Annotated in this window: 14 protein-coding genes; 8 read left to right on the forward strand and 6 right to left on the reverse strand. The window is 53.3% G+C overall.

Annotated elements, in window-relative coordinates:
• Positions 1 to 69: 69 nt before the first annotated feature.
• From ssuB to LOZ86_RS00185, 4 genes are read right to left on the reverse strand one after another with little or no spacing between them, the layout of a single operon-like run.
• Positions 70 to 870: an aliphatic sulfonates ABC transporter ATP-binding protein gene (gene ssuB / locus LOZ86_RS00170; RefSeq protein WP_039485199.1), complete on the reverse strand. Its 801-nt coding sequence runs from the start codon at positions 868 to 870 to the stop codon at positions 70 to 72.
• Positions 867 to 1,661 carry an aliphatic sulfonate ABC transporter permease SsuC gene (gene ssuC / locus LOZ86_RS00175; protein WP_039485200.1) on the reverse strand — a complete coding sequence of 265 codons (795 nt, stop codon included), beginning with the start codon at positions 1,659 to 1,661 and terminating at the stop codon, positions 867 to 869. The genes ssuB and ssuC overlap by 4 nt, the downstream gene beginning before the upstream one ends.
• A 10-nt stretch (positions 1,662 to 1,671) precedes the next feature.
• Positions 1,672 to 2,814: an FMNH2-dependent alkanesulfonate monooxygenase gene (gene ssuD / locus LOZ86_RS00180; RefSeq protein WP_039485202.1), complete on the reverse strand. Its 1,143-nt coding sequence runs from the start codon at positions 2,812 to 2,814 to the stop codon at positions 1,672 to 1,674.
• Positions 2,815 to 2,873: 59 nt separating this feature from the next.
• Positions 2,874 to 3,908, reverse strand: a complete 1,035-nt coding sequence (locus tag LOZ86_RS00185; protein WP_039513853.1) for a sulfonate ABC transporter substrate-binding protein — start codon at positions 3,906 to 3,908, stop codon at positions 2,874 to 2,876.
• 434 nt (positions 3,909 to 4,342) lie between these two features.
• Here LOZ86_RS00185 and LOZ86_RS00190 point away from each other — a divergent pair, with 434 nt between their 5' ends.
• From LOZ86_RS00190 to LOZ86_RS00200, 3 genes are read left to right on the forward strand one after another with little or no spacing between them, the layout of a single operon-like run.
• On the forward strand, positions 4,343 to 4,666 hold the full coding sequence (locus LOZ86_RS00190) for a PTS sugar transporter subunit IIB (RefSeq protein ID WP_072012396.1): 324 nt from the start codon (positions 4,343 to 4,345) through the stop codon (positions 4,664 to 4,666).
• Complete coding sequence (locus LOZ86_RS00195; protein WP_230242747.1) at positions 4,663 to 5,991, forward strand: PTS sugar transporter subunit IIC; 1,329 nt, start codon at positions 4,663 to 4,665, stop codon at positions 5,989 to 5,991. Before LOZ86_RS00190 ends, LOZ86_RS00195 begins: the two co-directional genes overlap by 4 nt.
• A 25-nt stretch (positions 5,992 to 6,016) precedes the next feature.
• Entirely contained in the window at positions 6,017 to 7,429 is a 1,413-nt protein-coding gene (locus LOZ86_RS00200) for a glycoside hydrolase family 1 protein (protein WP_039513851.1), read from the forward strand.
• Between the two features lie 205 nt (positions 7,430 to 7,634).
• Here the strand turns inward: LOZ86_RS00200 and bhsA are convergent, their stop codons facing one another.
• Positions 7,635 to 7,892: a multiple stress resistance protein BhsA gene (gene bhsA / locus LOZ86_RS00205; protein WP_010296876.1), complete on the reverse strand. Its 258-nt coding sequence runs from the start codon at positions 7,890 to 7,892 to the stop codon at positions 7,635 to 7,637.
• Positions 7,893 to 8,127: 235 nt separating this feature from the next.
• Between bhsA and LOZ86_RS00210 the strand changes: the two genes are divergently transcribed.
• Positions 8,128 to 9,408 (forward strand): YidR family protein, encoded by a 1,281-nt coding sequence (locus LOZ86_RS00210; RefSeq protein ID WP_192828431.1) that lies wholly within the window; start codon positions 8,128 to 8,130, stop codon positions 9,406 to 9,408.
• Between the two features lie 35 nt (positions 9,409 to 9,443).
• Here the strand turns inward: LOZ86_RS00210 and LOZ86_RS00215 are convergent, their stop codons facing one another.
• On the reverse strand, positions 9,444 to 9,815 hold the full coding sequence (locus LOZ86_RS00215) for a YceK/YidQ family lipoprotein (protein WP_039485222.1): 372 nt from the start codon (positions 9,813 to 9,815) through the stop codon (positions 9,444 to 9,446).
• Between the two features lie 388 nt (positions 9,816 to 10,203).
• Here LOZ86_RS00215 and ibpA point away from each other — a divergent pair, with 388 nt between their 5' ends.
• From ibpA to LOZ86_RS00235, 4 genes are all read left to right on the forward strand, one after another.
• Positions 10,204 to 10,617 carry a small heat shock chaperone IbpA gene (gene ibpA / locus LOZ86_RS00220; protein WP_039485224.1) on the forward strand — a complete coding sequence of 138 codons (414 nt, stop codon included), beginning with the start codon at positions 10,204 to 10,206 and terminating at the stop codon, positions 10,615 to 10,617.
• Positions 10,618 to 10,764: 147 nt separating this feature from the next.
• Positions 10,765 to 11,193, forward strand: a complete 429-nt coding sequence (gene ibpB / locus LOZ86_RS00225; protein WP_230242748.1) for a small heat shock chaperone IbpB — start codon at positions 10,765 to 10,767, stop codon at positions 11,191 to 11,193.
• 256 nt (positions 11,194 to 11,449) lie between these two features.
• A complete protein-coding gene (locus LOZ86_RS00230) occupies positions 11,450 to 11,905 on the forward strand; it encodes a hypothetical protein (protein WP_230242749.1) in 456 nt (151 codons plus the stop codon).
• Positions 11,906 to 12,646: 741 nt separating this feature from the next.
• The gene (locus LOZ86_RS00235; protein WP_230242750.1) at positions 12,647 to 14,059 is read left to right on the forward strand and encodes an anion permease; all 1,413 of its coding nucleotides are present in this window, start codon (positions 12,647 to 12,649) and stop codon (positions 14,057 to 14,059) included.
• Positions 14,060 to 14,062 lie beyond the last annotated feature (3 nt).

Consider the following 14,062-nt stretch of genomic DNA (forward strand, 5'->3'; position numbering starts at 1 on the left):
AATATTTGTCAATATTTTTGATGTTAAATCTGGCGATAAGCTATCCCGTCTCGATCGCCAGAATGAAAGCTATATTGCCGCCTGCTGAGGTAACGGCGGTGAGGTGGGTGCCAGCACTCGCTCCAGCACGCGGGCTTCTAGTTCCGCCAGCTTCGCCGATCCGCGACGCCGTGGTCGGGGTAAATCGACCGTGATATCCAACCCTACGCGGCCTTCTTCAATCAGAATAACCCGGTCGGCCAGCGCAATAGCTTCGGAGACATCGTGCGTCACCAGCAGTACGGTGAACCCGTGTTGGAGCCACAGATTTTCGATCAGGCTTTGCATCTCGATGCGGGTCAAGGCATCCAGCGCTCCCAGCGGTTCATCTAACAGCAGCAAACGGGGATGGTGAATGAGCGCGCGTGCCAGCGCGACGCGCTGTTTCTGACCGCCGGACAGCGCCGCTGGCCAGTCATTCGCACGATCTGCCAGCCCGACGGAGACCAGCGCCTCCTGCGCTTTCTCACGCCATTTGCCGCGCAGCCCCAGCCCGACATTATCGATCACCTTTTTCCACGGTAGCAGCCGTGCTTCCTGAAACATCAGCCGCGTGTCGTCTTTTGCGCTGCTGAGCGGCGCGGTGCCGGTCAGTAGTTCGCCGCTGCTGGCCGCTTCCAGACCGGCAAGCAGGCGCAGCAGGGTGCTTTTGCCGCAGCCGCTGCGACCGACGATGGCAACAAACTGCCCGGACGGAATGCGCAGCTGCACGTCATTCAGCACGGTGCGGTGGCCGTAGTGCTTGGTGATGGCATCGAGCGCCAACGGCGCCCCCTTGGTGAGCGGCGATGGTGAATGCGCGTGCGTTACAGAATCGGTAAAGGCGGTCATGATGCGTCCCCCGATGAGGTTTGATAAGCCGGATTCCAGCGCAGCCAAATGCGCTCCAGCCCTTGAGCGCTGACATCGGCCAGTTTGCCGAGCAGGGCGTAAAGAATGATGGCGACCACCACCACGTCTGTTTGCAGGAATTCGCGGGCGTTCATGGCGAGGTAGCCGATGCCGGAGTTGGCAGAGATAGTTTCCGCGACGATAAGCGTCAGCCACATAAAGCCCAGCGCAAAGCGGATGCCGACCATGATGGACGGCAGCGCGCCGGGCAGCACCACCTGAGAAAATAGGCTCAGGCCGGACAGCCCGTAGCTGCGCGCCATTTCCAGCAGGCCGCGATCGATGTTTTTAATGCCGTGATAGGTGTTGAGGTAAACCGGGAACAGCGTGCCCAGCGCCACCAGAAATATCTTGGCCGCCTCATCAATGCCGAACCACAGAATCACCAGTGGGATCAGCGCCAGGTGAGGAACGTTGCGGATCATCTGCACCGAGCTGTCCAGCAGACGCTCGCCCCAGCGCGACAGACCGGTGATAAAGCCGAGCACCAATCCGATGCTGCCGCCGATAGCAAATCCGATTAGGGCGCGCCAGCCGCTGATAGCCAGATGCTGCCACAGTTCGCCGCTAGCGATGAGCGACCAGCCTGCGGTAATCACCGAACTGGGCGCAGGCAGAATCCGATTGGATAGCCAGCCGAACTCGACGGATACCTGCCACGCAACCAGCAGCGTCACGGGGAGCAGGAAAGGCGCAAAGCGCTGTGCCAGTGAAGAGAGCGTTCTTGCCATGATCGATTCCTCAGCTTTGCGAGACTTTGCGCGGCACATAGCGGTTAGCAATCAGCTCTCCCGCAGTATTCACCGTATGCAGCGGTGTGGGCTGCTGCGCCAGATCGAGGTGCGGGAATAGCAGTTCACCCACGCGATACGCTTCTTCCAGATGCGGGTAGCCGGACAGAATAAAGGTATCAATGCCGAGATCCGCGTATTCCTGAATGCGTTCGGCGACCGTCGGGCCATCGCCAACCAGCGCCGTGCCCGCGCCGCCGCGTACCAGACCAATGCCTGCCCACAGATTCGGGCTGATCTCCAGTTTGTCCTTCTTGCCGCCGTGCAGGGCAGCCATGCGCTGCTGACCGACGGAGTCGAAACGCGCCAGTGCCGCCTGCGCATCGGCGATGGTTTTTTCATCCAGATGGGAAATCAGCCGATCGGCAGCCTGCCAGGCTTCCTCGGTGGTTTCCCGCACGATGACGTGCAGGCGAATACCGAAGCGAACCTCACGCCCCTGCGCCGCTGCTTTGGCGCGGACCTCCGCCAGCTTTTCTTTAACCTGCTCAGGCGGTTCGCCCCACGTCAGGTAGAGATCGACCTGTTCTGCCGCCAGATTCTGTGCCGCTTCGGAAGAGCCGCCAAAGTAGAGCGGCGGGCGCGGTTGTTGGACGGGTGGGTAAAGCAGTTTGGCGTCTTTGACCTGAATGTGTTTGCCTTCGAAATCGACGGTTTCACCTTCCAGCAGTCTGCGCCAGATATGTGTGAATTCTGCCGAGGCTTCATAGCGTTCTTCATGGCTGAGGAACAGCCCTTCGGCAGCCAGTTCTTCCGGGTCACCGCCGGTCACCAGATTGAACAGCGCCCGTCCGTTAGACAGCCTGTCCAGCGTCGCGGCCTGACGCGCGGCGATGGTGGGGGAAATCACGCCGGGGCGCAGGGCGACGAGAAATTTCAGCCGCTGCGTCACCGGAATGAGCGATGCCGCGACTAGCCAGGAATCCTCGCAGGAGCGACCCGTCGGCAGCAGCACGCCGCCAAATCCTTGCCGCTCGGCAGCTTGCGCCACCTGTTGCAGATAGCTGTGATCAACATGACGTGCGCCCTCGGTGCTACCAAGATAGCGACCGTCTCCGTGGGTGGGCAGAAACCAGAATACGTTAAGACTCATGGTGTGAACTCCTTGAACTGTCTTGTTTGGGGTAAACAAAAGGGTGCGTGATAGGCAGATTAATTAGCCTGAGGACGCCAGACGCGCTCTGCGATATTGACCTTCACCGGCACCAGACGATTTTCATAAAACAGGTCGGCCGTGGATTGCTGTGCCTTGATCGTGGCGGCATCCAGCGGTTCGACGGTAGTCGGTGGGCGATGGTCGAGCGCCGTTTCAATCACTTTTTCCGGCAGCCCCACCGCATTTGCCAGCAGCGTGACGCTCTGCGCCCGGTCGCTGATTGTTAAGGCATCAGCCTTGGTCAGCACATCCAGCACCTGACGAATAAAGGTGCCGTGCGCCTCGGCGTAAGGGCGTCCAGCCAGATAGAAGGAGCCGGTTTTCTCCAGCCCGCTGCTGTCGATCAGCACGCGAACGCCGCCTTCCAGCAGCGCGGCGGAATAGTAGGGATCCCAGATTGCCCATGCATCAACGTTGCCTTGCTGGAAGGCCGCGCGAGCATCAGCGGGAGTCAGGTAGGTCGGTTTGATATCGGTGAATTTCAGCCCGTCGCGTTGCAGCGCGCGCAATAGCGTGTTGTGTGCGCTGGAGCCTTTCTGGAAGGCGACTTTGCGGCCTTTTAAATCGGCAACGGTTTTCACCGGGCTGTCTTCCCGCACCAGAATCACTTCTGCCTGAGGCTTAGGCGGCTCGACGCCGACATACAGCAGATCAGCGCCAGCGGCCTGCGCAAAAATAGGGGGGATATCACCGGTGCCGCCTAGATCGATGCTGCCCACATTGAGTGCTTCCAGCATCTGCGGTCCTGCGGGGAATTCAACCCAGCTGATTTTGGTGTTGGGGAACTGCTTTTCCAGCAACTGGTGCGATTTTGCCAGCACCAGACTGACCGAACCTTTCTGATAGCCGACGCGTAGCTGCGTTGGCTCGCTGTCCTGGGCATAGGCGGTGGAGACGAGCAGTAGGGCGCTGGCGGCCAGTATCGCGGGGAGCTGGCGCAGCCGCGCCATCACGTTTTTCCATAATGGCGTGCTTTGCCGCGCTGTTCCATCACGTCCTTCCGTGACCGATTTTTTCATCATCAATGACATGCTTATGACCTCTCCCTTATAACGAAAAATTAAAATACAGCGAGAAAATGCAACATCGGGTGATAAACATAGCAGGGGGAGGGCGGGCTTTTTAAATCTCAATTTGTCGTTTTTATAGCCAAAAGTAGAAAATGCCTGAAATCAGCGCACTTAGCGTAATAAGCGCTGCAATAGTGGGCTTTACCTGCCCTTCACGTCTGAAATACGTTTTCCATGACCTGCCTCACATTGTTTCCCGCAATGTCTATCATTTCGTGAACCTATTCTCATATATTGGTTTTTTTCATGGAAAACGGTTTCCGTTTTGTTTCCAATGGCCGTGTTTCCAATGCATGTATGTCCACTGGACGTGTTTATTCACGATGCTTTTATTGATGACGTTTTTTATTCATAACGCTTTTTATTCATAACGTACGTACGACGGGGTGTTGAAAATGAAAAGGATCATGCTTTGTTGTTCCGCTGGGATGTCTACCAGCCTTTTAATGAGAAAGATGAAGGAGGCGGCCAGCGCACGTGGTCTGGACGTTGATATTGCCGCTTACGCCGCCCATGAATTTGACGAGCAGGTCGGGAAATATGACGTTGTGCTGCTGGGGCCACAGGTGAAATATATGCTGGCGTCATTCAAGGAAAAAGCCGAGGGAAAAGGTGTGCCCGTGGCAGCGATAGACATGATGGATTACGGTATGCAGCGCGGTGACAACGTGCTGGATTTTGCCTTTTCACTGATCGAAAAATCAGGACAACCGCTATGAGTGGCCTCTATCAGTCGATGGTGAATATCATCGAGCAAAAAATTACCCCGCTGGCGGGTGTGGTGGGACAACAGCGCCACATTATCGCGATTCGTGATGGGTTTATCGCTGCGCTGCCTTTCATGATCATCGGTTCGTTTATGCTGGTGTTCATCTTCCCGCCGTTTGCACCGGATACCACACTGGGATTTGCCCGCGCATGGCTCGATTTCTCCGTTGCCTACCGTGAACAACTGATGCTGCCGTACTACCTCAGTCTGGGGGTCATGACCTTCTTTATCTCGGTGGGGATTGGGGCCAGCCTTGGCAAGCACTACAAGCTGGATCCGATCATGACCGGTCTGCTGGCGCTGATGGCATTCTTGCTGGTGGCCGCGCCTTATCAGGATAAGCAAATTTCCACCCAGTACTTCTCTGGCGAGGGGATTTTCACCGCGATTCTGACCGCGATTTATGCGGGTGAAGTCTATGCCTGGCTGAAGAAACGCAACATCACGATCCGTCTGCCGAAAGAAGTGCCGACTGGCGTGGCGCGTTCGTTTGAAATTCTGATTCCCGTGCTGGTCATCGTCGCGACGCTGCATCCGTTTAACCTGTTCATCCAGTCCTCAACCGGCATGATTATCCCTGAAGCCATCATGCACCTGCTGGCACCGCTGATTTCGGCGTCGGATTCGCTGCCTGCGATTCTGATTTCGGTATTTATTTGCCAGATTCTGTGGTTTGCCGGGATTCACGGCGCGCTGATCGTCACCGGGATTATGAATCCGTTCTGGATGACTAATCTGGCGCTGAATCAGGCTGCGCTTTCGGCCGGTGCGCCACTACCGCATATTTATTTACAGGGATTCTGGGATCACTATCTGCTGATCGGCGGGGTCGGTTCCACGTTGCCGCTGGCCTTTTTGTTAATGCGTAGCCGCGCGATTCACCTGCGTACCATTGGCCGGATGGGCGTGGTACCGAGCTTTTTCAATATCAACGAACCGATTCTGTTTGGTGCACCGATCATCATGAACCCGCTGCTGTTCCTACCGTTTATTTGCGTGCCGATGGTCAATGCCGTCATTGCCTATACGGCGACGAAGCTCGGTTGGATCGCGCAGGTCGTTTCCCTGACGCCGTGGACGACGCCTGCGCCAATTGGGGCATCATGGGCAGCGAACTGGGCGTTCAGCCCGGTGATCATGTGTCTGCTCTGCATGGTGATGTCGGCCGCGATGTATTACCCGTTCCTGAAAGTCTATGAGCGCACGCTGCTTAAGCAGGAGCAGGAGAAACAACAGCAGGCCGCAGGCGAAGCCAGCGCCAGCGCCAGCGCATAAACACGAGTGAAGCAGAGAGGAACGTATGCACGATCATCTTCAGAACGATTTTCGCTTTCCCGCGAATTTTTGGTGGGGTAGCGCCAGTTCGGCACCGCAAACGGAAGGCGAAAGCCTCAATTATGGTAAAAGCGCCACCGTGTGGGACGAATGGTTTGCCACGCAGCCCGGCCGTTTTCACCAGCAGGTTGGGCCGGCGGAGACTTCCACGTTTTATCAGCACTGGCGTGACGATATCGCGCTGCTGAAGACGCTGAATCACAACACGTTCCGAACGTCGATCTCGTGGGCGCGGCTGATTCCCGATGGTGTCGGTGAACCGAACCCGCAGGCAGTCGCGTTTTATAATCAGGTCATTGATGAAATGCTGGCGCAGGGCATCACGCCGTTTATCAATCTGTTCCATTTTGATATGCCGATGGTGATGCAGCGGCTGGGTGGCTGGGAAAATCGGGCGGTGGTGGTGGCCTATGCGGGCTATGCGGCGACCTGCTTCCGCCTGTTTGGCGACAGGGTAAAACACTGGTTTACGTTCAATGAGCCGGTGGTGCCGGTGGAAGGCGGGTATCTGTATGATTTCCACTACCCGAACGTGGTGGATTTCAAGCGTGCGGCGACGGTGGCGTACCACACGATGCTGGCGCACTCGCTGGCGGTGAGGGCGTATCGCGAGCAGTCTCAGGGTGGGGAAATTGGCATTATTCTCAACCTGACGCCTTCCTACCCGCGTTCCCAACATCCGGCCGATGTTAAAGCCGCCAACATCGCCGATCTGATGTTTAACCGCAGCTTCCTCGATCCCGCGCTGAGGGGCGAATACCCGCAGAAACTGGTCGATCTATTGCACCGATATGGCCAACTGCCGAGCTGCCAACCTGACGATCGCGCGCTGCTGGCCGATGGGATTGTCGATCTGCTGGGGATTAACTACTACCAGCCGCGCCGAATCCAATGCCGCGACAGTCTGGTCAATCCCGATAGTCCGTTTATGCCCGAGTGGTTCTTTTCCAGCTATGACATGCCGGGACGAAAAATGAATCCCTATCGCGGTTGGGAAATTTACGAACCGGGTATCTATGACATTCTAACCAACCTGCGGGTGAATTACGGCAATCCACGCTGCTTTATTTCGGAAAACGGTATGGGCGTCGAGAACGAACAGCGTTTCGACGCCAACGGTCAGATTCAGGATGATTACCGCATCGATTTTGTCCGCGAACACCTGAAGTATGTACACAAAGGCATCGCGGAAGGCAGCAATTGTCTCGGCTACCATATGTGGACGTTTATCGATAACTGGTCGTGGTCGAATGCCTACAAGAATCGCTATGGCTTTGTGCAGTTGGATTTGGCGACGCAAAAGCGCACGGTGAAGAAAAGCGGAAAATGGTTCGCGGCGACAGCGGCCGAGAATGGCTTTCAAGGTTCAACGTCGTAAGTCTTTGTTCACTTCGGTGTGGCACTCTGCCACACCGTATTAATCGTCCTTCCAGCTTCCCCACAGTCTCCCTTCCACATAAAAATCACACATAAAAAAACGGCTTGCCCTGATGAGGAGGCAAGCCGGAAAGAGGGTAATACGCGATGTCTTGCAGGTGTTTCTATAATGGCATAGCGGGATAAAAATTCAGGGTAAACAACGATTAGTTGTAGATTACCGCAGAGCCACGCAGCTGATCGTTACCGGTTGCAGACGTGATGGTATAAGCTTTAGCGCCCGCTTTTTCTGCTTTCGCTGCGAGCTGAGCTTGCAGTGAGCTCAGGTCCTGAGCCGTCGCGGTAACGACGCCCGCTTTTTCCAGGTTCTGAGCCTGAGAAGCAGATACGTATTCAGCAGCAGAAGCACCGAAAGTCATGGTAGCGAGAACAACAGCAGCGGCGATGGTTTTTACGTTTTTCATGATGTCTTATCCTTTTCTGTTTGATAGGTGAAAGGGGGCTGCCCTTTCGATATGAAGAATGTTACGCCGATGCTAATGAATTAAAAAACGGATGTTATTGAGAGAGTCTTTCTATTTTTTTGAATGATAATATCGGTTGTTGTTTGTTTTTTTTAAATAAAAAACAATAAGTTATACATAAAACTGAAATTGATTTACAAACTATTGACTGATATTTAATAAGTGGGGTGATGTCTTGTCTGTTGAAGTTCAACTAACGTTTAATGCTGCTGGTCATCAACTTACCAACATTAATTGCTGGTCATGTGATGGAGAGTGGCTGGTTTATGACGTCCGGCCTTATGGATCTTCATTCACAGGGCTGACCATTGAGCGAGTGCACCTGAAAAGCCGCAAAACCGAGGTAATTTATCGGGCAACGGCGGGGGCGCATGTGGGCGTGGTGACCTGTAGCCCGCAGGAACCGCTGCGCTATGTTTTTATCCACGGGCCGGAAAATCCGAATAGCGAGTGGCAGTATGATTTTCACCATCGCCGTGGAACGATAGTGGTGGATCGTCAGCGTGATGAAGCCGTCACGCTTGATGCCTTCTCCATTACGCCGCCTTATCAGGCTGGGGCGCTGCGCGGTGGTACGCATGTCCACGTCTTCAGCCCGGATGCCAGCCGCCTGAGTTTTACCTATAACGACCATGTACTGCATGAACATGATCCTGCCTTGAACTTGCGTAACGTGGGCGTGGCCGTGCCGTTACAGGGCGTTGTTGTTGAGAAAAGCCATCCGCGTGAATATGACGGCAGCCACTATTGTGTGCTGGTCAGTAGAACGACGCCGCAACCGCAGCCCGACAGCGATGAGATCAATCGCGCCTATGAAGAAGGCTGGGTAGGAACGGCGGGCTATATCCGACAGGATGGTTCTCGGCAGCGCTGGGCGCTGGCGTTTATTGGCGATACGCGGGCGGCGGACGGGACAACGGTTCCTGAAATTTTTATCGTCGACTTGCCGGAGGCGCTGGAAGAGTACGCCAAAGCGGGTGATGCGCCACTGGCTGGCACGGCAACGTCAATGCCTGCGCCGCCAGCGGGCGTGCAGCAGCGGCGTTTAACCTTCACGCACTCGCGTCGTTATCCTGGCCTGGTGAATCAGCCGCGCCACTGGCTGCGAACCTCGCCCGACGGCAGTGAGATTGCTTTCCTGATGCACGATGAAGCGGGCGTGGTGCAGTTGTGGACGCTTTCCCCGAATGGTGGTGAGCCAAGACAGGTAACGCGTACGGAACACGGCGTACAGTCTGCTTTTAACTGGCATCCGAGCGGGCGTTCTCTGGCGTTTGTGTGTGACAACAGCATCATGCTGTGTGATGCGAAAAGTGGGGAGCTTGCTCGACTGACGGCGCGGACGGACAGCGCGCCGAGTGCGGATGCTGTGGTCTTTTCCCCAGATGGGAAACAGATTGCGTATATGCGGGAGATTGACGGTTTTAATCAGCTTTTCGTCGTGGCAACGGCGTAACCGGTACGCGCGAGTTCATGGCGAGTGCGGTGCTATCAAAGCTGATTATGAGGCATGGTGTTATGAGGCATAGTGGCGAGCTGTGAACTGGCGGTCTGGTTTTGCTCTTCACTGTGCGAAATGCGCTCACGCGTAGACAGTTTGTTCTTATCGCTGCCTGTGCGGTAGTAATCGTAGGGCAGCAGCAGCGTGTCGGCCACCGCCGAGAACGGCAGGTCGATAGCGACCAGCGGCATCATGGCCCAACTGGTATCGTCGTCACGCAGCATATCCACACTGGCGCGCGTGCCGGAATAGTATCCCTGCTCGCTTCCGGTATGCGTCATCACGCTGGAGCAACCGCTGGTTGCCACCGCACCGCTACCGGTAATAAGGAAAGAGAACAACGCACTTTTCAGTAAGGTCATATTCCTGTCCATTAAGAACCGCTGCCAGAGCGGGTCAAAGCCTAAGACTAGTCACTTAAGTCCGTTTTTAGGGGAAACACAGGGGGAGGTTCCCGCAGGGAGACCCCACCCCTGTGGTCGCTCCGAGTATCTCAATGTTTAAACGATCGGCATGAGATCAAAGCCAGTCTATCCTGAGTGTATGTGATAACGCCTACAGCGTGAGTGAATTTTGCATGAAACCTGGCAATTTTTCCTTTTGGCCTCTTGAAAGTCTGAGAGGGGTCACCATATTGATGATAAGCCGGAAGATAAACGATATGCCGTCAGGGTATCTGTCCCGGTTGTGAACCTGTCCTTATAAGGAAGGTAAAAATAAATCCTCGCTGCATGTTTAGGAGGCTGTTTTATGCGTAACCCCGATTTTTCCCCACTGTACCGTTCTGCTATTGGCTTCGATCGCCTGTTCAATCTATTAGAAACCGGCCAGACCCAGAGTAATGGCGGCTATCCTCCCTACAACGTCGAACTGGTTGACGAGAACCAATACCGGATTGCGATTGCCGTAGCCGGCTTCGCCGAGCAGGAACTGGATATCACCGCGCACGACAATTTATTGATTGTAAAAGGGGCTCACGCCGGTGAGCAGGTTGCCCGCAACTACCTGTATCAGGGGATTGCCGAGCGCAACTTCGAGCGTAAATTCCAACTGGCCGAACATATTCAGGTAAAAGGCGCCAATCTGGAAAACGGGCTGCTGTATATCGATCTCGAACGTATCGTGCCGGAAGCGATGAAGCCGCGTCGGATTGACATCAAGTAAGTCAACACATTGCATTGCCTGAAAGAGCAGCGCCATGAATGAACATCTCGTCTGCCGAATGGGGACGACGCCAGTCATCGAATAGCGGCCGGCATAAAGTACGCCCGTATGGGCATCTTAATCTCGCTTCTTAGAAGGAGTCATATTATGCGTAACTACGATTTATCACCTTTACTACGTCAGTGGATCGGTTTTGACAAATTAGCCAGCTCAATGCAGGGCAGCCAGGAACCGATTGACTTTCCTCCGTACAATATCGAGAAGAAAGACGACAACCACTACCGCATCACGCTCGCGCTGGCAGGGTTCCGGCAGAACGATCTGGATATCGAAGTAGAAGGCCCGCGCCTGACCGTGAAAGGCAGCCCGGCACCGTCCGAGAAAGCCGTGGAATATCTGCATCAGGGGCTGGTGTTTAAGCCTTTCTCGCTGAGCTTCACGCTGGCCGAACATCTGCATGTGTCCGAGGCACATTTTGAAAATGGCCTGCTGCATATCGATCTGGTACGAGACGTGCCGGAAGCCTTGCAGCCTCAGCGTATCGCCATCAATAGTGACCAACCAGCAGCCTGCTGAAGATGCCTCATAACGCGATATCCGCATTATTTGTTTGATGATTTCCCGCGCTCGTATCATTACGGGCGCGGTTTTGTGTGTTTAATCCTGATATTCGTTTGAATTGAAAATAGCAACCGTTTCCGCCACGCTTTTCATGTTTCGACTATCACCGTCGGCACATTATATCCCAGCGAAGGGAAAGGCTTTTTTTGATTGAATCAACCCTGGTATTTGACATAATTACACTTTATTACATAGTTAGAATCATCAGTATATGAACCTATTTAGCATTATTCTCCCAGCGAAAAATCCCCCAATAACTTCAGATGTTACTTATGATTCATCTGTAAAAAAGAAGACGTCATCGATAAATTTTGCCAAAAAGATAAAAAAAATCACTAATTCTGTATTCTTTTGCATAAAGAAGGGGGCGTATTTTCCTCAAGAAACCTATATTTCAAGACCAAGAAGCAGTAGCGTATCTAAATGTGTATTTCGCGAGGTGCCAGAGAAATTAGAACCTTATTGTAACGATGGTAAGATAGAGCTTGATAATCACTTCTTTCTTAAAGAGAGTATCGCTTATGTTTCATCAGTGGATTGCTCCATGATAGGTACACAATTGCCTGAAAACAATGATGGCTCCCTGGTGTTAATTGAAGAAGGAGAGGGGCGAAAAACGTACACGACAAGACAGTGGGATATGGCACCCAACAATGCATGGGGCTAATAAAATCAATAGGCTACACAGTATTGACACTGGCAATTTCTCTGGTTTGAGAACCAAATAACAGAAGTCATTTTTTTCTACTTGCGTCATGCGTTAGCGGCGGTGTTGTGTCATACGACAGTTTATTTTCTGGCTACATCAATAAGTGCCCAATTAGGAAGACTTTAAATGTTATCAGCTGGATAAAAAATAATATTTTTTTGCCGAATAATGGCGATTTATTTCTTTATTTTTTGAATAGAGGAATACCTGAGTGAATAAATAAGGAATGGATAACTCACTGTCTGGAAAAGAATTATATTACTACTATTAGGTATAAGGTTTTTTTTATCGTTGATGTGTCGCTAATTTCGTTAATTTTATGTTCTCTAAATGTCAATTATTATTGAATTTTAAGGGTTTTTTATCGGTAAATTAAAACCGCGATAGTTTCTTAAATAAACTAATGAACCACTTTAGTAACTAAAGTTACGCTATTTTATAGGCGCATTATAATAATATCTCTTCATTAATCACTTGATTTGATAAGACGAGAGAAGCACCTTGAACCCTTGTTTTCTCGTCTTTTTTTTCCGCAGATGATTCCTGTTGCGTTGTTTTCAGCAGGGTGACGAAGGAAGAATAACGAAATACCCCTCCTCCGCACGGGACATCCGTCGTGAATATCTCCTGAATAATTTGAGTGTGACTCGAAGTATGACGGGGAATACAGAATCCGTTTTAATGAAGAGTGGTGTTCTTATGTCTGCGAATAACAGCAGGTTGATAAAGCTTCTAGTTATCCTTTGTATTGCCGGTGGCTTATGGTTATTTCCGGTTCCTGATGGGGTTAAACCCGATGCCTGGCATCTGATGGCGATTTTCATTGCCACGGTTGTCGGTCTGATTCTCTCTCCTTACCCGCTTGGCGCGATGGCGATGTTCAGCCTGACCTCGGTCGCCATATTAGGGTTATTACCCATTAAAGATGTGCTGGCGGGCTTTAGCGATCCCACCATTTGGATGATCGCCTGCGCCTTCTTTATCTCTCGCGGCTTTATCAAAACCGGCTTTGGCCGACGCATTGGTCTGCTGTTCATCAGCAAGCTGGGGAATAGCTCACTCGGTCTGGCGTATGGTCTGGTGTTTACCGACCTGATGTTCGCTCCGGCCATGCCTTCCACGTCTGCACGCTGCGGCGGGATCATCACTCCGCTGTTCCGGTCTATTGCCGAAGCCTATGACTCCACGCCGGAAAAAGGCACGCAGCGTCGCATTGGTGCGTTTCTGGTGCAGTCCATTTTCCAGTGTAACGCCGTGACCTCTGCGATGTTCATGACCTCCATGGCGGGTAACCCGATGGTGGCGAAGCTGGCTTCTCAGTTTGGTATTCACATCAGTTGGACGGATTGGGCGTTAGCAACACTGCTGCCGGGCTTCCTGTCTTTGGCACTGATTCCTTACCTGATCTACCGTTTCTATCCGCCTGAACTGAAGAAAACCTCAGAAATGCGTGCGATCGCCGTCGAAAGACTGCGTGAAATGGGCAAAATGACCCGCGACGAGTGGGTGGTGCTGGGCGTGTTCCTGGGTCTGGTGACCTTCTGGGTGCTGGGTTCCACGCTGAACATCGATGCAACCCTGACCGCGCTGGCGGGCCTGAGCGTGCTGTTGCTCAGCCGTGCGCTGACCTGGGACGATGTCGTCAGTGAGAAAGAAGCCTGGCACACCGTGGTGTGGTTTGCCGTGCTGATGACGCTGGCTGGCCAGCTCAACAAGATGGGCCTGATTGCCTGGCTGGGCGGATTGGCCGGTAATGCGGTGAGTGGGATGCACTGGCTGCCAATGCTGGGTCTGTTGCTGCTGGTTTACTACTACAGCCACTACCTGATGGCGAGTGCGATTGCCCACATCAGCGCCATGTATGCGATTTTTGTCTCTATCGCGCTGGCAGCGGGTGCGCCGCCGATGCTGACCGTACTGGTATTCGGTATCTTCAGTAACCTGTTTATGTCCACGACCCACTACTCCAGTGGCCCGGCACCGATTTTGTTCGGCACTGGCTACGTGCCGCTGGGAACTTGGTGGAAGATCGGCTTCCTGGTCAGTCTGGTCATCATCCCTATCTGGCTGGGTGTTGGCGGAATGTGGTGGAAACTGCTCGGTTTCTGGTAAACG

The sequence above is a fragment of the Pectobacterium parvum genome (assembly GCF_020971565.1).
GTDB classification, from domain to species: Bacteria; Pseudomonadota; Gammaproteobacteria; order Enterobacterales; family Enterobacteriaceae; genus Pectobacterium; species Pectobacterium polare.